Annotated in this window: 21 protein-coding genes; 3 read left to right on the top strand and 18 right to left on the bottom strand. The window is 42.0% G+C overall.

The features are described from left to right. Positions 1 to 95: 95 nt before the first annotated feature. The 3 genes from ACTJJQ_RS11840 to prfA all read right to left on the bottom strand — a co-directional run bounded on the left by ACTJJQ_RS11840 (position 96) and on the right by prfA (position 2,657). Positions 96 to 575: a hypothetical protein gene (locus ACTJJQ_RS11840; protein WP_048001105.1), complete on the bottom strand. Its 480-nt coding sequence runs from the start codon at positions 573 to 575 to the stop codon at positions 96 to 98. Between the two features lie 137 nt (positions 576 to 712). Next, positions 713 to 1,600 (bottom strand): peptide chain release factor N(5)-glutamine methyltransferase, encoded by an 888-nt coding sequence (gene prmC, locus ACTJJQ_RS11835; protein ID WP_440600221.1) that lies wholly within the window; start codon positions 1,598 to 1,600, stop codon positions 713 to 715. Beyond that, entirely contained in the window at positions 1,590 to 2,657 is a 1,068-nt protein-coding gene (gene prfA, locus ACTJJQ_RS11830; RefSeq protein WP_017360048.1) for a peptide chain release factor 1, read from the bottom strand. Before prfA ends, prmC begins: the two co-directional genes overlap by 11 nt. A gap of 210 nt (positions 2,658 to 2,867) precedes the next feature. Here prfA and racA point away from each other — a divergent pair, with 210 nt between their 5' ends. Further along, entirely contained in the window at positions 2,868 to 3,419 is a 552-nt protein-coding gene (gene racA / locus ACTJJQ_RS11825) for a chromosome-anchoring protein RacA (RefSeq protein WP_017360049.1), read from the top strand. A gap of 34 nt (positions 3,420 to 3,453) precedes the next feature. Here racA and ACTJJQ_RS11820 read toward each other — a convergent pair whose 3' ends face one another. From ACTJJQ_RS11820 to ACTJJQ_RS11775, 10 genes are all read right to left on the bottom strand, one after another. After that, positions 3,454 to 4,410 carry an AEC family transporter gene (locus ACTJJQ_RS11820; protein WP_007497662.1) on the bottom strand — a complete coding sequence of 319 codons (957 nt, stop codon included), beginning with the start codon at positions 4,408 to 4,410 and terminating at the stop codon, positions 3,454 to 3,456. A gap of 91 nt (positions 4,411 to 4,501) precedes the next feature. Next, positions 4,502 to 6,202, bottom strand: coding sequence for an oxaloacetate-decarboxylating malate dehydrogenase (gene malS / locus ACTJJQ_RS11815; RefSeq protein WP_024718762.1), 1,701 nt, complete (start codon positions 6,200 to 6,202; stop codon positions 4,502 to 4,504). A gap of 278 nt (positions 6,203 to 6,480) precedes the next feature. Continuing rightward, a complete protein-coding gene (locus ACTJJQ_RS11810) occupies positions 6,481 to 7,083 on the bottom strand; it encodes a thymidine kinase (RefSeq protein WP_007497666.1) in 603 nt (200 codons plus the stop codon). An 87-nt stretch (positions 7,084 to 7,170) separates the two neighbouring features. Further along, positions 7,171 to 7,371, bottom strand: coding sequence for a 50S ribosomal protein L31 (gene rpmE / locus ACTJJQ_RS11805; RefSeq protein ID WP_003215407.1), 201 nt, complete (start codon positions 7,369 to 7,371; stop codon positions 7,171 to 7,173). Between the two features lie 130 nt (positions 7,372 to 7,501). After that, positions 7,502 to 8,785, bottom strand: coding sequence for a transcription termination factor Rho (gene rho / locus ACTJJQ_RS11800; RefSeq protein ID WP_007497667.1), 1,284 nt, complete (start codon positions 8,783 to 8,785; stop codon positions 7,502 to 7,504). Positions 8,786 to 9,149: 364 nt separating this feature from the next. Continuing rightward, on the bottom strand, positions 9,150 to 10,115 hold the full coding sequence (glpX, locus tag ACTJJQ_RS11795) for a class II fructose-bisphosphatase (RefSeq protein ID WP_024718763.1): 966 nt from the start codon (positions 10,113 to 10,115) through the stop codon (positions 9,150 to 9,152). A 32-nt stretch (positions 10,116 to 10,147) separates the two neighbouring features. Continuing rightward, on the bottom strand, positions 10,148 to 11,437 hold the full coding sequence (locus ACTJJQ_RS11790) for a UDP-N-acetylglucosamine 1-carboxyvinyltransferase (RefSeq protein ID WP_007497673.1): 1,290 nt from the start codon (positions 11,435 to 11,437) through the stop codon (positions 10,148 to 10,150). Between the two features lie 246 nt (positions 11,438 to 11,683). Further along, positions 11,684 to 12,322, bottom strand: a complete 639-nt coding sequence (gene fsa / locus ACTJJQ_RS11785) for a fructose-6-phosphate aldolase (RefSeq protein WP_003215343.1) — start codon at positions 12,320 to 12,322, stop codon at positions 11,684 to 11,686. A gap of 111 nt (positions 12,323 to 12,433) precedes the next feature. Continuing rightward, positions 12,434 to 13,291, bottom strand: a complete 858-nt coding sequence (locus ACTJJQ_RS11780) for a class II fructose-bisphosphate aldolase (protein WP_007497678.1) — start codon at positions 13,289 to 13,291, stop codon at positions 12,434 to 12,436. Between the two features lie 175 nt (positions 13,292 to 13,466). Further along, positions 13,467 to 13,841, bottom strand: a complete 375-nt coding sequence (locus ACTJJQ_RS11775; protein WP_003214681.1) for a response regulator — start codon at positions 13,839 to 13,841, stop codon at positions 13,467 to 13,469. A gap of 180 nt (positions 13,842 to 14,021) precedes the next feature. Between ACTJJQ_RS11775 and ACTJJQ_RS11770 the strand changes: the two genes are divergently transcribed. After that, positions 14,022 to 14,552, top strand: coding sequence for a DUF2529 domain-containing protein (locus ACTJJQ_RS11770; RefSeq protein WP_035389805.1), 531 nt, complete (start codon positions 14,022 to 14,024; stop codon positions 14,550 to 14,552). A 42-nt stretch (positions 14,553 to 14,594) separates the two neighbouring features. Here ACTJJQ_RS11770 and pyrG read toward each other — a convergent pair whose 3' ends face one another. Together pyrG and rpoE are read right to left on the bottom strand one after the other, a co-directional pair. Then, on the bottom strand, positions 14,595 to 16,202 hold the full coding sequence (pyrG, locus tag ACTJJQ_RS11765) for a glutamine hydrolyzing CTP synthase (protein WP_017360053.1): 1,608 nt from the start codon (positions 16,200 to 16,202) through the stop codon (positions 14,595 to 14,597). A 238-nt stretch (positions 16,203 to 16,440) separates the two neighbouring features. Further along, positions 16,441 to 16,977 carry a DNA-directed RNA polymerase subunit delta gene (gene rpoE / locus ACTJJQ_RS11760; protein WP_035389808.1) on the bottom strand — a complete coding sequence of 179 codons (537 nt, stop codon included), beginning with the start codon at positions 16,975 to 16,977 and terminating at the stop codon, positions 16,441 to 16,443. Positions 16,978 to 17,354: 377 nt separating this feature from the next. On the opposite strand from rpoE, the gene ACTJJQ_RS11755 reads away from it, so the two are divergent. Continuing rightward, entirely contained in the window at positions 17,355 to 17,828 is a 474-nt protein-coding gene (locus ACTJJQ_RS11755) for a DUF2798 domain-containing protein (protein WP_370539276.1), read from the top strand. A gap of 13 nt (positions 17,829 to 17,841) precedes the next feature. On the opposite strand, the gene ACTJJQ_RS11750 is transcribed toward ACTJJQ_RS11755, so the two are convergent. From ACTJJQ_RS11750 to ACTJJQ_RS11740, 3 genes are all read right to left on the bottom strand, one after another. Continuing rightward, positions 17,842 to 18,042, bottom strand: a complete 201-nt coding sequence (locus ACTJJQ_RS11750) for a hypothetical protein (protein WP_226650561.1) — start codon at positions 18,040 to 18,042, stop codon at positions 17,842 to 17,844. A gap of 128 nt (positions 18,043 to 18,170) precedes the next feature. Next, positions 18,171 to 19,313, bottom strand: coding sequence for an acyl-CoA dehydrogenase (locus ACTJJQ_RS11745; protein WP_017360057.1), 1,143 nt, complete (start codon positions 19,311 to 19,313; stop codon positions 18,171 to 18,173). A 16-nt stretch (positions 19,314 to 19,329) separates the two neighbouring features. Further along, positions 19,330 to 20,442 carry an acyl-CoA dehydrogenase family protein gene (locus ACTJJQ_RS11740; protein ID WP_048002972.1) on the bottom strand — a complete coding sequence of 371 codons (1,113 nt, stop codon included), beginning with the start codon at positions 20,440 to 20,442 and terminating at the stop codon, positions 19,330 to 19,332. Between the last annotated feature and the right edge of the window lie 10 nt (positions 20,443 to 20,452).

The following is a 20,452-nucleotide window of genomic DNA, read 5'->3' as shown; positions in this document are numbered from 1 at the left end:
AAAAATGATTTTTTTAATAGATTATGAGTAAAAAGCAACTACATGAGGTGAGCGAATCAATGTTTTTTCTGCATGCAAAAAAGCCATTCAACAACTTATGAACGGCTTTTTAGTGAGGATTGGTAATCGGAAGGGTACAGTCTCCCATCCCAATCTCGGCTGATTTTTAATCCCGCATCTGTTTTGATCACTGTCATTGCGCCTTTTTTCTCAATTTCCTTTTTGACCTTTCCTTTATGGTCAATAAATTGAATGATCATTTCATAGTCAAATTCAATCCTGTCATCGCTTTCATCTGAAGGTGTAAACGTAATTTTTTTCAGTTTAATTTGACAATCTTGATCTTTTGCTGCTTCTAATACACTTGGAAACATGCTGTCTTGTGTATATTCTTGATATTCATGCTCGGTTAAATAATCCTTCAACTTCTCCTTCATGTCAGATAGGTCATCCGTCCGATTCACTGTGTATTGTGCTTTTTTATAGTTTTCCCCAAATGCTGCTGCTTCTTTTTTAAAGCTCGGTTTACCGCAAGCACTCACAATCAATAGTACACTGACGATGACCAACACCATCGCATACCTTCTGTTCACACCATTCGCTCCTTCAAAACAAATTTATGTAAAAAATCATGATCAGAATGTTCATTCTTCTATATATACGTTTCCCTTTTACCATAAGTTTCATCTTTACATAATAAAATAGTCCGACTTTATTCAGCCGGACTTCCGTTTTGAATGTGTGCGCAAACTGCTCGATCCTTTCCGTTGATATCCTTAATGATATGAACATCAGCTGAAGGGAACGCCTGCAAAAGAAGCGCTTTTACATCTTGTGCTTGTGTATGTCCTATTTCAAAGACAACCACTGCTTGCTGATGAAGTACCTTGTGGAGATCACAGGCGATACGCTCATAAAACCACAGGCCATCACGCCCATCTGTCAGCGCATTGACAGGTTCATGCTTTGTGACAACCTCTGATAAACCATCCATTTCTTCTGCCGCAATATAAGGCGGATTGGAAATAAACACATCGACTTTGATACCTTGAGCCATAATCGGTTCAAGTAAATCCCCTTGGACAAAATGAACGTCTGCACCAAGCGCTTCTTGATTTCGCTTTGCTACTTCAAGTGCTTCATGTGAAATATCCGTCGCTGTCACAGTGAGAGATTCTTTTTCAAGAGCTAACGTAATCGCAATTGCACCGCTACCTGTTCCTACATCAACAGCTTTGAGCGCCTGATCATCAGGAAACACACGATTCATCATGTTCAATGCCGCCAGCACCACTTCCTCCGTTTCAGGACGAGGAATCAGAACGTGTTTGTTTACCTCAAAAGGACGCCCATAAAAAAATTCAACACCCGTTAAATGCTGCACAGGCACTCCACGCTTGTGCTGCGCGACGAACTCGCGGAATTGTGAATCTTGCTCCTCTGGCAGTGGATCATGAAAACGGGCAAGAAGTTCACTTCTGCTCCATCCAAGCACATGCATCAACATTAACTCTGCTGCGTTTTGGTCTCTGCCCGCTTCCTTTAACAAAGAAGAAGCCCATTTAAGGGCTTCAAAGATCGTTCGCTCTTTATTTTGCATTTTGAAGTTTTCTTGCTTGGTCTTCCATAATTAATGCATCAATGACCTCGTCAAGTTTTCCTTCTAAAATTTGATCAAGCTTTTGAATCGTCAATCCGATACGGTGGTCCGTCACGCGGTTTTGCGGGAAATTGTACGTACGGATACGCTCTGAACGATCCCCTGTTCCAACAGCAGATTTACGGGTTTGGTCATATTCAGCTTGTGCTTCACGCTGGAATTTATCATAAATTCTCGCACGCAAAACTTTCATCGCTTTTTCTTTGTTTTTGATTTGTGATTTCTCATCCTGACAGGAAACCACTACACCTGTTGGAAGGTGAGTCAAACGAACAGCAGACATTGTGGTATTAACACTTTGTCCCCCTGGTCCGCTTGATGCGAATGTATCCACACGAATATCTTTTTCGTGGATATCAATTTCAACTTCCTCAGCCTCAGGTAATACAGCAACTGTCGCAGTTGATGTATGAATACGGCCGCCTGACTCAGTTTCAGGAACACGCTGCACGCGGTGTGCACCGTTTTCAAACTTTAGTTTAGAATATGCACCTTTACCGCTAATCATAAAGATGATCTCCTTATAACCGCCAGTTCCAGTGACACTCGCTTCCATGACTTCCGTTTTCCAGCCTTGCATTTCAGCATAACGGCTGTACATACGGTACAGGTTTCCTGCAAACAGCGCAGCCTCTTCTCCGCCCGCTGCACCACGAACCTCCACAATAACGTTCTTATCGTCATTTGGATCTTTCGGGATGAGCAAGATTTTCAGCTCGTCTTCTAAACGTTCTGTTTCATCTGTGAGCTCTGAAATTTCTTCTTTGACCATGTCGCGCATGTCGGCATCCAGCTTATCCTCAAGCATGGCTTTCGCATCACTTAGCTGATCGTATGCCGCACGATATTGTCTATATACCTCAACAGTTTCTTGAATATCAGATTGTTCCTTCGAGTATTCGCGAAGCTTCTTAGGGTCGTTCACCACTTCAGGGTCACTTAAATATTCATTTAGCTTTTCATAGCGTTCTTCAATTGATTTTAAACGGTCTAACATGGTCTTCACCTCTGTTTTGTGCGTAACAGTCTAATTATAGTATAGCGGGGTATGACAGTCAAAAAAATTTCCAAAACAATTGATTTTCTGCAATTTTTCACTAGAAAACACGATCTTTGGCGATTGGTTACTTGTTTTGTCTAACGTGAAGGAACGGATGCTCCCGAAAGAGAATGGTACTTATAATTGAAAAAAGGGAGGGCATTTGGTTTGAATACAAATGAGGTTGCAAAGGAAATTGGTGTATCTTCAAAAACAATTCAGCGCTGGGTCAAACAGCTCAACATCCCTGTCGCCCGGAATGAACTTGGACATTACGAATTTCACGATGATATTGTCCAGCTGCTCAAAGAGGTCAAACACCAAATGAACGAAGGTGTGATTCTCCATGACATTAGACTGCCGATCCATGAAGAAACCGCCCAGCAATTATCACCTGCTGTAGAAACTTCTGACTCATCAAAACGGATAGAAGCCTTAGAAGAACAAGTGAAACAGCTCCTTCAAGAGCAATCACACGTCAGTCATATTGAAGCGCGTTTTCAAGAAATGGAACGGAAACTCGCTAAGAAAGCAGATGAAGGTGTCTCCTACCAGCTCCTCCAGCACAGAAGAGAAATTGAAGAATTAACTGCAAAATTAGAACGCCTCACAGCCACATTGACAAAACCAAAACCATCAAAAGAAGAAGAAAAGGAAAAGGCACACCCCGAAATGAAAAAAAAGCGTGTGCTCTTCCCTCTGTTTCATTCATTTCGCTAAGAAAGGCTGCCTATAAGGCAGCCTTTCTACTATATTATACGGTGAGTGCAATAATGATCGGTAATGTAATGAGTGACATGATCGCACTGATCACAAATGCGGATGCTGTTTCTGCTTCCTGTTTCTCGAATCGAGTGGCAATCATGGCCGCAACAGCTGAACCTGGGAAGGCAACAAGCAATACAGCTTTTGTAATTTCATCCGCCGAAAGACCCATAAGAATGGCGATAAAATACATAAGCAACGGTTGGACAGCTACTTTGAGCAATGCGATACTGAAAGCTGGTAAGCTCAGTTTAATTTTGCGGATACCGACTGTGACACCGACTGCAAAGAGCGCAACCCCTGATGTAACACTTCCAATTTCCTCTAGCATTTCATGTCCGATTTCAGGAAGTTTAAATCCTAAAAGAACAAGAATGATACTTGCTAACGGTGCAAGCGCAAGCGGCTCTGATAAACCGTGCAAAATCGCTTTCGTCGTCATTTTTAGGAAACTTTCGCCGTCTTTGGCTTTTCCTTTTGTTTTTTCACCGACAGTTGACACAATAATAGCAATTGGATCAAGCAATGCATTTACAACTATTCCGGTAATAGCAATCGGAATTGCAACTTCTTGAGCCCCAAATAAACTGCCCAAGACCGGAATCCCCATAAATGCAAAGGTCGGTTGTGCTGAGTTTAATGAGAAAACAGATGAATCTGTTAAATCATATTTAAAAGCAAATTTCGTAACTAAAAGGATAATGATATAAAAGCCTACGATTCCGAGAATCAATGCAACGAAAAATGGAATTTGACTATAGAATTTATCTTTTGGTGTTGACAGAATGCTGGCGATAAAGTGCGCTGGCAAAGCATACTTTGTAACAAGTGTACTTACACCTTTTGCAGATTTAGCGTCATAGCTGCCGAAGTTCCCTGCGAACCAACCCAGCGCGATAACGAAAAAAATCGGTGCTAGGAGGATCAAAATATTTAAAAAGTCCATCTTACTATTCCTCCTTGAATCCTTTACATGTTTCTTATTTTATAGCGGCATTGCTTACATTACCCGAAACAATGCCGCGTTACACATTTTATTATGCTCTTACAATTTTTTTATATTCAGGAATCCACATAGCATCTTTCACAGCTTGTTCGATGTTGTCAGGTGTTCTTCTTGCGACACCATCTTTAATTGCTGCTTTTGCTACTTCAACAGCTACCTTGATTGATACTTCTTGCAATTTATCAATGCTTGGAAGCAGTCCAGCGCCTGGTTTTTCATGATCAACCATTTCAGCGATCGCATTTGCAGAAGCAACGAACATGCCTTTTGTGATAATTTTTGATTCCGTTACGATTGAACCAAGACCAAGTCCAGGGAAAACGAACGCATTGTTTGATTGTCCGATTTCATGTTCAATTCCGTTATACTCGACATTTTCGAATGGGCTTCCAGTTGCAACAAGCGCACGACCGTCTGTCCATTTGAATAGATCTTCCGGTACTGCTTCAGCAAGTGGAGTTGGGTTAGACATCGGCATGATCACTGGACGCTCTGTATGAGCTGCGATTTCTTTAATAATTTCTTCAGTGAATGCGCCGCCTTGACCTGATGTACCAATAAGAATGGTTGGCTTCACCTTGCGAACAGCTTCAGCAAATGAGATTTGTCCTTTTTCATCACGAGCCCAGCCTTCTACTTCATCAGAAGAACGAAGGTATGGTTTTTGGAAATCAAGCACTTCATCTTCAAACTGATCTGTTAGCAATCCTCTGTAGTCTAACGTCCAGAATGCATTGTTTGCTTCTTCTTCACTTAGACCTTCAAGAACCATTGTGTCACGCATTTGATCGGCGATTCCGATTCCAGCTGATCCAGCTCCGAAAATCATCACACGGTGATCTTTCAATTGAGTACCAGTTTTCTTGACAGCTGCAAGAACACCCGCTAAAGTAATGGCACCAGTACCTTGGATATCATCATTAAATGTTAAGATGTTGTCGTTGTATTTTTTCATGATGTTACGCGCATTTTTGTTTCCAAGGTCTTCCCAGTGAAGCAATGCTTTCGGGAAGAATTTAAGTGCTGCTTTTACATACGCATCAATGAACTCTTCGTATTTTTCACCTTGTACACGTTTGTGATGGTTCCCAATGTACAATGGATCATTTAATAATTTTTCATTGTTAGTTCCAACATCTAATACAACTGGAATCACGCGGCTTGGATCAATTCCTGCTGCAGCCGTGTAAACAGCTAGTTTACCAATTGCGATGTTGATACCACCAACACCCCAGTCACCAATTCCAAGAATACTCTCAGAGTCAGTTGCTACGATGAGGTCGATGTCGCCTGCTGTTGCATGTAAGTTTTCAAATGCTTTCTCAATGCCGTCAATGTTGTCGATTGAAAGGTAGACACCATGAGGTCTTCTGTATTCATGGCTGTATTCTTGAATCGCTTCACCAACAGTTGGTGTGTAAACAACAGGAAGCATTTCACGAAGCTTGTCCGTTAGAAGCTTATAGAACAATACTTCGTTACGGTTTTGCAAATCACTTAAGTATACGTTTTGACGAAGACGATCTGGCTGAGCTAGAAATTGCTTGTATGCTCTCTCTGCTTGCTGTTCTAAAGTCAGAACAGTTGGAGGAAGTAAGCCTTCTAGTCCAAGCTCTTGTCTTTCTTCTTCAGAGAAAGCAACGCCTTTGTTCAACGTTGGAATCGATAATACATCTTTACCTGTCAAAGTGGTTTCGAGGTACCCTTCTTTTGTTTTCTTCACGTTGTTCATCAAAAACTACCCTCTTTCTAAAATATAAATAAAGTGAACTATTAATACAAAGAACGATCAAGGAGAAAAATCCTTAATCAAAAAATTATGACAAGAAATCGAACTTTTCGTTTAAATGCTTTACACTACAGTTAGTCATTTTATGCCTGCTTATACCAAAACGCAAGCGTTGAAAATTAGATAATTTTTTCGTAGCGTTATTTAATTTATTTAAGTACAAATGATGGGTGTTCAGCCAAAAACTCGAAAAACGAAACACAGCGGCATTTGCTATTTTTTTAATTGTCAAGTGTTGTACCAACATCTAGTTTTGGTACTTCATGGTGATGTCTGCATCGTGCTTCGTATGATTCCTGCGCACCTACTAAAATAATGGGATCATCATAGGATGCGGGTTTACCGTCGATCAAGCGTTGTGTTCTACTCGCTGGGGAGCCGCATACCGAACAAACTGCTTGAAGTTTTGTTACAAGCTCTGCACATGCCATTAAATGCGGAACAACACCAAATGGCTCTCCTCTGAAGTCTTGATCAAGGCCTGCAACAATGACTCGGTAGCCTTTATCAGCCAACTGAGTGACAATATCAATGATTGTCTCATCAAAAAATTGCACCTCATCAATGCCAATGACATCGGTTCGTTCTGATATGTGCGTTATTATGTCTTTTGGTGAGGTTACTGCAATCCCATCGACGGATGAACCGTTATGTGACACAACTGAGCTTGTGCTATACCGGTTATCAATCGCTGGTTTGAATATTTTTACTTCTTGTTTGGCAAAGGTGGCTCTTTTGGCTCTCCGAATCAATTCTTCCGACTTTCCAGAAAACATACTTCCGCAGATGACTTCAAGCCAACCGCTTTGTTTCATCACATACATAAGGTCTTCTCCCCCGTTTTAAAGTTCCATCAATCCACGTAAAAAAACAGGCAAGAACGGATTCCTGCCTGTTTATTGTATCTATTATTACTTAAGACCGTATTTTTTGTTAAAGCGGTCAACACGTCCATCAGCAGAAGCGAATTTTTGACGGCCTGTATAGAAAGGATGGCACTCAGAGCAAATCTCGATGCGTACCTCTTCTTTTACTGATCCAGTTTCAAACTCATTTCCACAAGCGCATTTGACTGTAGCTTTTTTGTAGTTAGGATGAATTCCTGTTTTCATCTACTGTCATCTCCTTCCGCCCTGAATCCAATTCGGAAACAGAGTTAATATCTCAGAATAAATTCTGAAACGCACATGATAAAATTATAACAGTGTGAGTCTATGATTGCAAATGTATTTTTTCAGGAAGCTATCTTCTTGATGCAGACATATTTGCTTGTTTCCACTCTTGCGTTAAAATATCGAAAAATTCTTGGTTTGTCTTTGTTTTTCTCATTTTGCGCATGAATTTCTCAGCGAAATCAGGTGTATCTGACATTGATTTTCTCATCGCCCATAGACGATCAAGATGTTCTTTAGGCACAAGCAGTTCTTCTTTTCTTGTACCGGAACGACGAATGTCGATGGCTGGGAAAATTCTTCTTTCTGCAAGAGAACGATCTAAATGGAGCTCCATGTTTCCTGTTCCTTTAAACTCTTCATAAATCACATCGTCCATACGCGATCCCGTATCAACAAGTGCAGTAGCTAAAATGGTCAAGCTCCCACCTTCTTCGATGTTACGCGCAGCACCAAAGAAGCGTTTTGGACGGTGGAAAGCCGCTGGATCAATACCGCCGGAAAGCGTTCGGCCGCTTGGCGGGATGACAAGGTTGTATGCACGAGCAAGCCTTGTGATGCTGTCCATTAAGATGATGACATCTTTTTTATGTTCAACTAGACGCATCGCACGCTCTAATACAAGCTCTGCTACTTTAATGTGGTTTTCCGGTACTTCGTCAAAGGTTGAACTAACAACATCCCCTGCAACAGAACGTTCGATATCTGTTACTTCCTCTGGACGTTCGTCAATAAGAAGAACAATCAGTTCTGCCTCTGGATGATTTTCAGAGATGCTGTTGGCAATTTCTTTGAGCAAAATGGTTTTCCCAGCCTTAGGCGGTGCAACAATTAAACCACGTTGCCCAAACCCAACTGGCGCCATCATATCCATAATTCTAGTAGACAGGTGATTAGGCTGTGTTTCAAGAATCATTTGACGATCAGGGAATAGCGGCGTGAGTGCAGGAAAGTGAACACGTTCCTTAGCTGATTCTGGGTCGTCCCCATTTACCGCTTCGACATGAAGGAGGCCATAGTAGCGTTCATTCTCTTTTGGAGGTCGTACCTTTCCAGACACCTTATCACCATTTCTTAAATCAAAGCGTCTGATTTGTGAAGCTGAAATATAAATGTCTTCAGAACTTGGGGAGTAGTTAATTGGTCTTAAGAAACCAAATCCCTCTGACTGAATAATTTCTAGAACCCCTTCCATAAATAAGAGATCCTCTTGCTCAGCATTCGCCTTTAAGATGGCAAAAATTAATTCTTTTTTTGTTAGTTTGCTGTAATAAGAGATTTTGTACTTTTTTGCTAACTCATACAGCTCTTTTAATTTCATATTTTCCAAAGATGAAATCGAAACATCTTTCAATATGGACACCACACTTTTCTAGTCAATGTATTTCGTTACAAATGCATGACCATTGTATTTGATTAGCTTTTAATTCCGTTTTTGTTGGAATGACCTCGCTCTCATGGTAACGCTCCCACTCGTTTTATCGTAAAGATAGGAACAATGTGAAATTGAGCTTTGTCAACATAGAGAAGGATAATGAGTATATCGTCATGATGCGGCAGTATTTAAACTTGTTGAAGCTTAAAAGAAGTAAATTCGCAGAAAATTTCGCAGCACTCTTTAGTTTTACCTCATTTGCAGGGAATATTCAACTTTAAAAAGAAAATGATATATATTTGACACCTATATGAAAAGCGGGTAAAGAATACCCGCTTTCAGATTACGGACGAATGACAAGATTCGGTTTTTTCTTTAAACTGTGTCTGCCATCGACGAACCGAACAGTACCTGATTTCGCACGCATGACAACACTATGTGTTGTTCCAACAGAGCCTTTAAATTGAACACCTTTTAATAACTCGCCATCTGTTACACCTGTCGCTGCAAAAATGGCGTCATCGCCTTTCACGAGGTCTTCCATTCTGAGGACTTTTCCAACATCCAGTCCCATTTTCTCACAGCGTCTCAGCTCTTCTTCATTTTGTGGAAGAAGCTTACCGTGGATTTCTCCACCAAGTGCTTTTAACGCAACAGCAGAAAGGACACCTTCAGGCGCTCCACCTGAACCAAATAGAATATCAACACCTGTGTGATCAAATGCTGTATTAATGGCTCCTGCAACGTCACCATCATCGATCAGCTTGATTCTTGCTCCAGCTTCTCTCAGCTCAGCAATGATCTTTTCATGTCGCTCTCTGTTTAAAATTGTCGCAACAACATCTTCAATATCTTTGTTTTTCGCTTTTGCAACAGCACGAAGATTGTCAATGACAGGCGCTTCAATGTCGATGCAGCCTACCGCTTCTGGACCTACTGCGATCTTATCCATGTACATATCAGGTGCATTCAGCAAGTTGCCATGATCTGCAACAGCGATAACAGCTAAAGCATTCCAGCCGCCGCTTGCCACAATATTTGTTCCTTCCAATGGATCAACAGCGACATCCACGCGAGGTCCATATCCGTTTCCAAGCTTTTCCCCAATATAAAGCATTGGCGCTTCGTCCATTTCTCCCTCGCCGATGACCACAGTTCCCTTCATCGGAATCGTATCAAATACATCACGCATGGCACTTGTTGCAGCATCATCCGCTTCGTCTTTTAAACCTCTACCCATCCAACGAGCAGATTTTAATGCAGCTGCTTCTGTCACCCGTACTAGTTCCATCGATAAACTTCTTTCCATTTTTGTCCAAATCTCCTCTCACAGTCAAAGCCTTATGAATTTTGAAGTTCTTCTATTTCTTGGTCATTCAGCTTTTCACGCCAGATGGTTGCACCCAAGCCTTCAAGCTTCTCCTCAAGCATACTATATCCTCTGTCTATATGTTCAAGCCCTGTGATTTCGGTCACACCGTCTGCCATTAACCCTGCAACAACGAGACAAGCACCTGCTCGCAGATCACTTGCTTTGACCTTTGCACCTTGAAGCTGCGTTTGACCTGTAATAATGGCAGATCTTCCTTCCACCTTCATATTAGCACCCATTCGACGCAATTCGTCAATGTGTTTAAAACGGGCAGAGTAAATGGTATCTGTCACGACACTCGTGCCTTTCGCCTTTGTTAACAAAGCCGTCATCGGCTGTTGAAGATCGGTCGGAAAGCCCGGATACACAAGGGTTTTGATATCGACAGGCTTGAGTCCTTCATTTCTGCCAACGATCAGCATTTGATCGTTGCTTGTTTCAATTGTGAATCCCATCTCTCTAAGTTTCGCCGTAATTGATTCTAAATGAGTTGGGATCACATTATCAAGCACAACTTCATCCCCCATCGCTGCACCTGCAATTAAAAATGTACCTGCTTCTATGCGGTCAGGGATGATGGAATGCCTGCAGCCGTGAAGAGATTCCACACCTTCGATCCGAATCACATCCGTCCCCGCACCTTTGATTTTAGCTCCCATGCTTGCAAGCAGTGTCGCTACATCAATAATTTCGGGTTCTTTTGCGGCATTTTCTATCACTGTTTTCCCTTCAGCTAGCACGGCTGCCAGCATGATGTTGATGGTCGCACCTACACTGACAACATCAAGATAAATACGGGCTCCGACTAATTTTTCAGCGCGCAAATAAATCGCACCCTGTTCGTTTGTCACCTCGGCTCCAAGTGCTTCAAAGCCTTTGATATGCTGATCGATCGGTCTAGGTCCTAAGTGACATCCCCCTGGCAATCCAATGACAGCCTGCTTGAATCTACCGAGCATAGCGCCCATTAAATAATAAGATGCCCGTAGTTTCTTCACTTTCCCATTAGGAAGCGGCATACTGATCATGGAGGCAGGATTGACAACCATCTCACCTTTTTCAAACGTGACCTTTCCGCCAATCTCTTCTAACAGATCTCGTAATGTGTCAATATCTGAAATATGCGGAAGGCCTTCAATGGTTACTGGAGAATCAGCGAGAATCGTGGCAGGAATCAGTGCCACAGCACTATTTTTCGCACCACTAATATGTACGGTCCCGCGCAAGGGGTCACCGCCGGCAATGTTTAACTTTTCCATATTTGTCTCCCTTCTTAAAGAAGATCACTGTTGGAGTTATACTGTTTGTGGATGTCGCGCTTTAAAAGGTCTTGTCCAAAATTTAGCCAATATCAAGAGAAAGAATACAGGTTAAACGAAATTTGTCGGAAGAAAAATAATCGAAGCTTTGCGAGGCTGTGATGTTCTCTTCTTTGCACAAAACATTTCTTAGCGTATTTAAGGAAAACTGCGGCAAACGGATGCGTATCCGTCTGCCACAATCACTTATTTATTCCAGTCTGCTAAAAATTGCTCAATGCCTGCATCCGTTAATGGGTGTTTTGTCAGCTGCTTGATGACTTTCAGCGGCATTGTGCCGATATGAGCACCTCTAAGCGCAGCTTCTGTCACATGTTGCGGGTGACGAATGGATGCAGCAATGATTTGTGTATCTAATCCATGAACATCAAAAATGGTTTTCACTTCACTAATGAGATCAAGACCATTTTGGCCAATGTCATCTAAGCGGCCGAGGAATGGAGAGACATACGTCGCACCAGCTCTAGCTGCAAGAAGTGCCTGGTTTGCACTAAAAATCAACGTGACGTTTGTTTTAATCCCAAGGTCTGTTAACGCTTTGACTGCTTTAAGACCGTCTGTTGTCATTGGGATTTTCACTGTGATATTTGGTGCAATAGCAGCAAGCTCTTTTCCTTCTTCGATCATTTCTTCTGCTTTGAGGGAAATGACTTCCGCACTAACTGAACCTGATACCACGTCAGTGATTTCACGAAGGCGGTCGTGGAACGATACGTCCTTTTCTTTCGCTACTAAACTAGGGTTTGTTGTCACGCCTGCTAAAATGCCAAGCTCGTGTGCCTCTTTGATGTCTGCGATATTCGCTGTGTCTACGAAAAATAACATAACTGTGCCACTCTCCTATCAATAAATTGTCTGAAATGTAAATTTGATTGCGCTTTCTCATGATATGGAGAAAACCGCCTGTGACTCAGGCGGCTTTCGGTTCTCATCAAATTATGCTTGGTTAGAAGAACCAAATTCACGCATTTTGCCGATAACAGTCGCTTTAATTGCGTCACGAGCTGGTCCAAGATATTTACGTGGATCATACTCTTCTGTTTTTGCAGCAAGTGTTTCGCGAACTGCTTTCGCAGAAGCAATTTGGTTTTCAGTGTTTACATTGATTTTTGCTGTACCAAGTGAAATCGCACGCTTGATGTCAGCAGTTGGGATACCTGTTCCGCCGTGAAGAACAAGTGGAAGTCCAGTTGTTTTACCGATTTCTTCCATTTCAGCGAAACCAAGGTTTGGTTCACCTTTGTATGGACCATGAACTGAACCTAGTGCAGGCGCAAGGCAGTCAATACCAGTACGTTCTACAAGCTCTTGGCACTCTTTTGGATCAGCATAAATAACGCCCTCAGCGATGACGTCGTCTTCTTGTCCACCAACAGTTCCAAGCTCTGCTTCTACAGATACACCGTGGAAATGTGCAAGCTCAACTACTTTTGCAGTTGTCGCTACGTTCTCATCAAATGGATGGTGAGAAGCATCAATCATCACAGAAGTAAATCCTGCATGAATCGCTTTTGCACAAGATTCAAAGCTTGAACCGTGATCTAAATGAATCGCAACAGGAACTGTTACATTATATTCTTCGATTAACGCTTTTACCATTGCGACAACTGTTTTGAAGCCGCCCATGTAGCGTCCTGCTCCTTCAGATACTCCTAAGATAACTGGAGATTTCTCTTCTTCAGCAGCTTGTAAAATCGCTTGCGTGAATTCTAAGTTATTTAAGTTAAACTGTCCAACAGCGTAACCTTTTTCCTTTGCGTCTTTCAACATTTCTGTCATTGAAACTAAAGGCATGATGAAAAATCCTCCCTATGTAGCTAATTTGCTTACTAAAAAAAGCTCTCCACCCTAGCATGACCAGAATTTCTCGCCATATGTAAACTTTCAAAGTCAGATCGCTTTCTTCTTATCTAGAATACCAATTATTCGACAAATCGGCAACAGAATGACTTGATTCAATCATTTCCATCTAGCCATTTGTTTCGAGCGGCAAGTATTCTTTTACTGCATCACGGATTTCATCAATATCAAATGGTTTAGCAAAATGCGTTAATGCACCGAGCTCTTTAGACTCTTGAATCATATCTAGTTCGCCATAAGCTGTCATAATGATCACGCGAATGTCTTCATCAATTAATTTCATGCGTTTTAAAATCTCAATGCCATCCATTCCGGGAATTTTCATATCAAGCAGGACAAGGTTTGGTCTATGGTTTTTCACAATATCTAATGCCTGTAGTCCGTTAGCGGCTTGAAAGGTTTGATAGCCTTCTTTATGAAACACTTCATTCAGCAATATTCTAATACCGTACTGATCATCGACAATTAAAATTTTCTCATTCATCTGTTACACCCCATTGCTTTCATTTTTCGCCATAAAAAGAGCTGTTGTTAAATAATTCTGTTTGATTTTCACATTTCCTTTAATTATAATAGTTTACTTTACGACATTTTCTGAGCATTTTTCCTAATATTCTCTTTATATTCTATTATAAAATGATCTGACAGAAGGAGGAAATGAGTCTTGTTAAAAATTTTCACTACCCAATTATCAGGTATTTTTTCACGTATTGGAGATAAGCAGGCCGAAGCGATCGAAGACGGTGCACGCCTTCTTGCTCAGGCCGTTGTCAGTGGACATGCCGTGTATTTTCATGGCAAGAATGAACTGGCGGCTGTAGCCTTAGAGGCATCTGAGAGCAAGGAGCCGTTTCCGGGTGCGAAGGTTCTGCCGCTGGATCAAAAGGAGCGCAGCATACTTCATCCAAGTGACAGGGTGCTTTTATTTTATTCAGATCCAGAAGATCAAGAGATTCAATCCCTTGTCAAAGAGCTGCACGAACAAGGCACACCTATTGTCGGTGTCGGCCCTGCACAAAAGGAGACATCATTTATTGAAGAGCATTGTGATGTCCACATTGATTTTCAGCTCAAAAAACCACTTGTGCCTGCTGAAGATGGAACAAGGTTCGGCTATCCTGCACTGATGACCTGCTTATATGTCTACCATGCTCTATCGTTTACTGTGAAAGAAATCGTTGAGGAATATGAATAAAAAAAACTGCCGAGAAGATGATATTCTCGGCAGTTTTTTGTTTTATTTTGATTCAGATGCCTGTAGTGAAGCACCAACGAAATCTCTAAATAACGGCTGTGGTCTTGTTGGTCTTGAAATGAATTCTGGGTGGAACTGAGAAGCAAGGAACCATGGGTGATCCTTCAGTTCAATGATTTCAACAAGGCGTCCGTCTGGGCTTGTACCAGAGAAGACAAAACCTGCTGCTTCCATTTGCTGTCTGAATTCGTTATTAAACTCATAGCGATGACGGTGGCGTTCGTACACGACTTCGTCATTGTATGCAGCAAATGCTTTTGAGTCTTCGTTTAATTTACAAGGGTATAGGCCGAGGCGAAGTGTTCCACCTAAGTCATCAACATCCTTCTGTTCTGGAAGAAGGTCGATGATTGGGAATGCTGTTTCTGGATCAATTTCAGCGGAATGTGCTCCCTCTAAACCTAGTACGTTTCTCGCATATTCGATAGATGCGACTTGCATACCTAAGCAGATTCCAAAGAATGGCACTTTGTTTTCGCGCGCATATTGTGTTGCAATGATTTTCCCTTCTACTCCGCGGTCTCCGAAGCCTCCAGGAACAATAATGCCGTCTACATCTTGAGCGAAATCAGCCATATTTTCTGCTGTGACTTCTTCTGCGTTGATCCATTTGATTTGAACATCCGCATCAAATGCATAGCCCGCATGACGAAGTGATTCAACGACAGAAATGTATGCATCTTGCAGCTCAACATATTTCCCTACAAGACCAATTGTGACTTGTTTTGAAAGGTTTTGCACTTTATCAACAAGCGCCGTCCACTCCGTCATGTCCGCATCTTGACAGTCAAGCTTCATGTGCTCACATACAAGCTTGTCTAATCCTTGTTTTTGTAAATCAAGCGGAATCGAATAAAGGGTATCTGCATCCTGACATTCGATGACTGCTTTCGTATCAATATCACAGAATAGCGCAATTTTGTCCTTCATGTCTTGTGCCAATGGCATTTCAGTTCTGACCACAATGACGTTTGGCTGAATACCTAGACTACGAAGTTCTTTTACACTATGCTGTGTTGGTTTTGTTTTCAGTTCGCCTGCAGCACGGATGTAAGGAACAAGAGTACAATGAATGTACATCACGTTTTCACGGCCGATGTCACTCTTCATTTGACGAATCGCTTCAAGGAATGGAAGGGATTCGATGTCTCCTACTGTTCCACCGATTTCTGTAATGACCACATCTGCACCCGTTTCTTTCCCGGCACGGTACACACGGTCTTTGATTTCATTTGTAATGTGGGGAATAACCTGTACTGTTCCACCTAAGTAGTCGCCGCGGCGCTCTTTCTTCAAAACAGTAGAGTAGATTTTACCTGTTGTAACGTTGCTGTACTTATTTAAGTTAATGTCAATGAAACGCTCGTAGTGACCTAAGTCAAGGTCTGTTTCAGCACCGTCGTCTGTGACAAATACCTCACCGTGCTGGTATGGACTCATTGTCCCTGGGTCTACGTTGATATATGGATCAAATTTTTGAATGGTGACATCCATCCCTCTATTTTTCAGAAGGCGGCCTAACGATGCAGCCGTGATCCCTTTTCCAAGTGAGGAAACAACTCCTCCTGTTACAAAAATATACTTTGTCATTTCGTATGCTCCTCTCTTTTTTACCCTTGCATGACTAGACATGCACAGCTTCATCCTTTTAGAGTGTATCCCTAAATCTCTTGAAAAATAAGAAAGCTCCCTTTCAAATAAATGAAAGGGAGCGTAAATGAACGTATCTTTACGTACTCTTTTTTAGAGAGCCCAAAATACATACTACATAGTTCGCTCTGGAAAGTCAAGACGGTTTTGTCCTGTTTTCAGGACCGGTTTGTGAGGGTTATTTGTCTTCCTCATCATCGTCTAAATCGTCTTCATCAATTTCCGTTAAGCCGTCATCATCTTCATCATCATCTTCGTCGAAGTCTTCTATCTCTTCATCGATTTCTTCATCATCTAGGTCAAGGTCCTCGTCGTCTTCAACAAGATCAAGATCTTCTTCAAGCTCGTCGATTTCTTCTTCCTCTTCAATATCATCGAAGTCTTCTTCAACGACAGCAGCTTTTGTTTTTTTCTTTTTCGCTTTTGTTTTCACAGCTGGCTGAACTTCTTCTTCAATTTGATCAACTGGATACCAGCTGCGAAGTCCCCATCTCTGATCACCTAACGAAATAAAGCGGCCATCTATATTTAAGTCTGTATAAAATTGAGCAAGTCGATCATCAAGATCAGATTTTTGTATCCCTTGTAAACGGACCATTTCATCTATTAACTCGGAAAACGTAATCGGCGTTTTGCTGTCTCTGAAAATTTCATAAGCAAGTTCAACTAAAGACATTTGTTTGAGCTGTTCCTGTGAGTATTCTTTCAAACTCAAGGTCAGACACTCCCTTTCTATTACATGTATGTATCCATTTATCAGTGAAATAATAAGTATTTATACCTTATTCTTACGACAAACCATACCTCTCATTATAAACAAATTAGGGGAGTTTATGCCACCTTTATTGATGTTAATTTTTGATTTTTTCACAAGAGGAGCCTCTAGCGGTCAATCATTTGCGCCGAATTGGCATAATTCATGTGTGGAGCACACGTTTTGCATGCTTTTTTGTCTTCTCTTTTGATGAATACAAAGCCATTTACTCTTCTTAAAAAAGGGGATTTATTCCTTCACAAAATGTTCACTTACGACGAATTGAAACAGAAATCTATAATAAAAAGACTAATTTTGAGAGGTTGATCGAATTGCCAATGACAAAAAAAGAAGATATACAATTTGGTGTCTTGATGTGTTTTTGTATGTTTTCAGTGATGTTCTTTTATAACCTATTTCTAAATGGACGGCTTGGACATATGACATGGTTAGAAGGTGTACTCACCTATGTGATCGGTTTTGCCATCACGTTGTTGATTGAGATGTGTATTGTTGGGCCTTCAGCAAAAAAAGCAGCCAACCGTTTTGCCCCAAAAGGCAAGAAAATCTATTTTATTCTCACTCTTTCTATCTTTATCGTGTTTGGGATGGTGTGTCTCATGTCATTATGCGGATATGTCGTTCAAAGCATCAGCACAGGATTTCAAACACAATCGATTCTATCTGATTACTTAACGATTTTCGGTCATAATGTCATGTTGGCGTTCCCTTTGCAAATGTTGATTATGGGACCGCTTGTCCGTTTTGTTTTTTTCAAATGGGTGAAATTAAAACAGACAGCAGCGGTTTAGTCGAATGGATATGTTACAGCTGGATATTCTGAATGAGTGAAAAAACCAAAGGTACGGTGAATAAAGTGCCCGCAGACACGAGTACAATGAGTTTTCTGCGGCTGTTTTCTTTTTCTTCCTTCCTTTTTGGAGACTTTGAAAGCTCTGTGGAGACCATAATCCATATGATCATCGTGACGATTCCTAAAATGCCAATAAATGTTGTGTTCATCATGATAACCTCCATTTTGGTTCTTTTCCCAATTTTACCATAGTGATCAGGTGATATGAGATCATATTGGAGAGATTTCACATTTGATACAAAAACAGACCACCTCATATCAGGTGGTCTTTACTTGGTTTCTACATATCTAGCAGTTTCCGTGAGATGACCAGCCGCTGGATTTCTTGTGTACCTTCATAGATTTGAGTGATTTTCGCATCACGCATGTATCGTTCAACTGGGTAATCCTTTGTATAGCCGTATCCGCCGAAGATTTGTACAGCTTCTGTCGTCACCTTCATGGCTGTATCACCGGCAAAGAGCTTGGACATAGCTGATTCTTTCCCATACGGAAGCCCTTTCGTTTCAAGCCATGCTGCCTGATAGGTGAGCAGTCTTGAGGCCTCAATTGCCGTTGCCATATCCGCTAACTTAAAAGCAATGCCTTGCTGCTGAATGATTGGTTTGCCGAATTGTTTACGCTCCTTTGCATAATTGACTGCTGCATCCAGAGCACCTTGAGCAATGCCAACAGCTTGTGCGGCAATACCGTTTCTGCCGCCGTCAAGTGTCATCATCGCTATCTTAAAACCTTCGCCTTCTTGACCAAGCCGGTTCCTTTCGGGTATACGACAGTCTTCAAAGATGATTTCTGTCGTTGGCGATGAGCGGATGCCCAGTTTGCTTTCTTTTTTGCCGATTGAGAAGCCTTGCGTCTCTTTTTCTACAATAAAAGCGGTTGTATTGCGCGATGAAGCATCCTGGTCAGTAACAGCAAACACAATATAATAATCCGCAATGCCTCCATTGGTAATAAAAATCTTTGCCCCGTTCAAGACGTATTCATTCCCTGCTTTTACTGCTGTTGTTTTCATTCCGCCGGCATCTGAGCCCGAGCCGCTCTCGGTCAGTGCGTATGCGCCGATCTTCTGTCCCTCTGCAAGCGGCTTTAAATACGTCTCCTTTTGCTCATCTGTTCCGAATGTATAGATTGGCCATGAGGCGAGTGATGTGTGAGCAGATAGGGTGACGCCTGTTGAGGCGCACACTCGTGAGAGCTCTTCAACCGCTATGACATAGGCCAAATAATCACTACCAATCCCCCCATTTTCTTCTGGCCAAGGGATTCCCGTTAAACCAAGCTCCGCCATTTGACGAAAAATAGCGGGATCATACGATTCTGTTTCATCTCGCTCTGCTGCTGTTGGCTCCACTTCATTTTTCGCAAAATCTCTCACCATTTTTTGTATCATTTCGTGTTCGTCACTTAATTGGAACTGCATCATGAGCCACCTCACTTCATATTAGCTGTTTACAAATAACCAGCCTTTGTATTTCACTTGTTCCTTCATAAATCTCACAAATTTTCGCATCACGAAAGTACTGCTCTGCTCGGTATTGCTTCGTGTAACCGGCTAGACCAAGCAAATGGATGACTTCAGTACTAATATCAACCGCTGTTTTAGATGCAAATAACTTCGCCATCGACGCTTCCTTCGTGACAGGGCGATTGGCCTCTTTATAAGAAGCCGCTTGATAGACAAGAAGTTTTGCCGCTTCCAGCTTGGTGCCCAGATCGCCCAACCGAATGGTCGTTTCAAGGCCAGCTGGATGCTGCTTTAAATACGTGACCGCCTCAGCTAATGCGGCTTCTGCAATACCAAGGCTTTGAGCCGCAATGCCAATTCTCCCCGCATTTAAGCTAGACATGGCAATCCGAAAGCCTTCTCCTTCTGCACCGAGCAGCTGTTTTTTTGGAATTCGAACACCGTCAAAATGAAGTGTGACTGTTTTTGATCCATGCAGGCCCATTTTCTTCTCATCTTTTCCGATCGTAAATCCTGGTGTCCCCTTCTCCACAATGAACGCTGATATATTTTTCTTAGCAGAAGCAGGGTCTGTCACGGCAAATACAAGATAGACTTCCGCTTCACCGCCGCTTGTGATAAAAATTTTCGTTCCATTTAACACATAGTGATCGTCTGCCCGCTCTGCTTTCAACTGAATACTAGAGGCATCTGATCCTGCCTTCGGTTCAGTTAGACAAAAGGCGCCCAGCTTCTGCCCGGACGCAAGCTTGGGAACGTAGGATTCTTTTTGTTCAGTCGTTCCAAACGCCAAAATCGGCATCGTCACAACGGATGTATGAACGGATACAATGACACCGATGGTTGCACTTACTTTGGAAAATTCATGAATCGCCATGATATAGGTTGTGAAATCTGCCCCTAATCCATGATACTTATCTGGGATCGGAATGCCTAAAAAGCCTTGCCGACCCATTTCAGCTAAAAGCGTTTTCGGGAACACGCCCTGTTCCATCGCTTCTATTTCAGGGAATACATGCTGGCGTGCAAATTCTGCTACTCGTTTTCTCCAAAGACGTTGTTTTTCTGTCAGCAACACATCCATCTTGACTCCC

It is taken from the genome of Bacillus sp. 22483, from assembly GCF_052044605.1.
GTDB classification, from domain to species: Bacteria; Bacillota; Bacilli; order Bacillales; family Bacillaceae; genus Bacillus; species Bacillus altitudinis.
The sequence above is the reverse complement of the archived record's forward strand: the minus strand, read 5'-3'. Positions and strand labels throughout refer to the sequence as shown.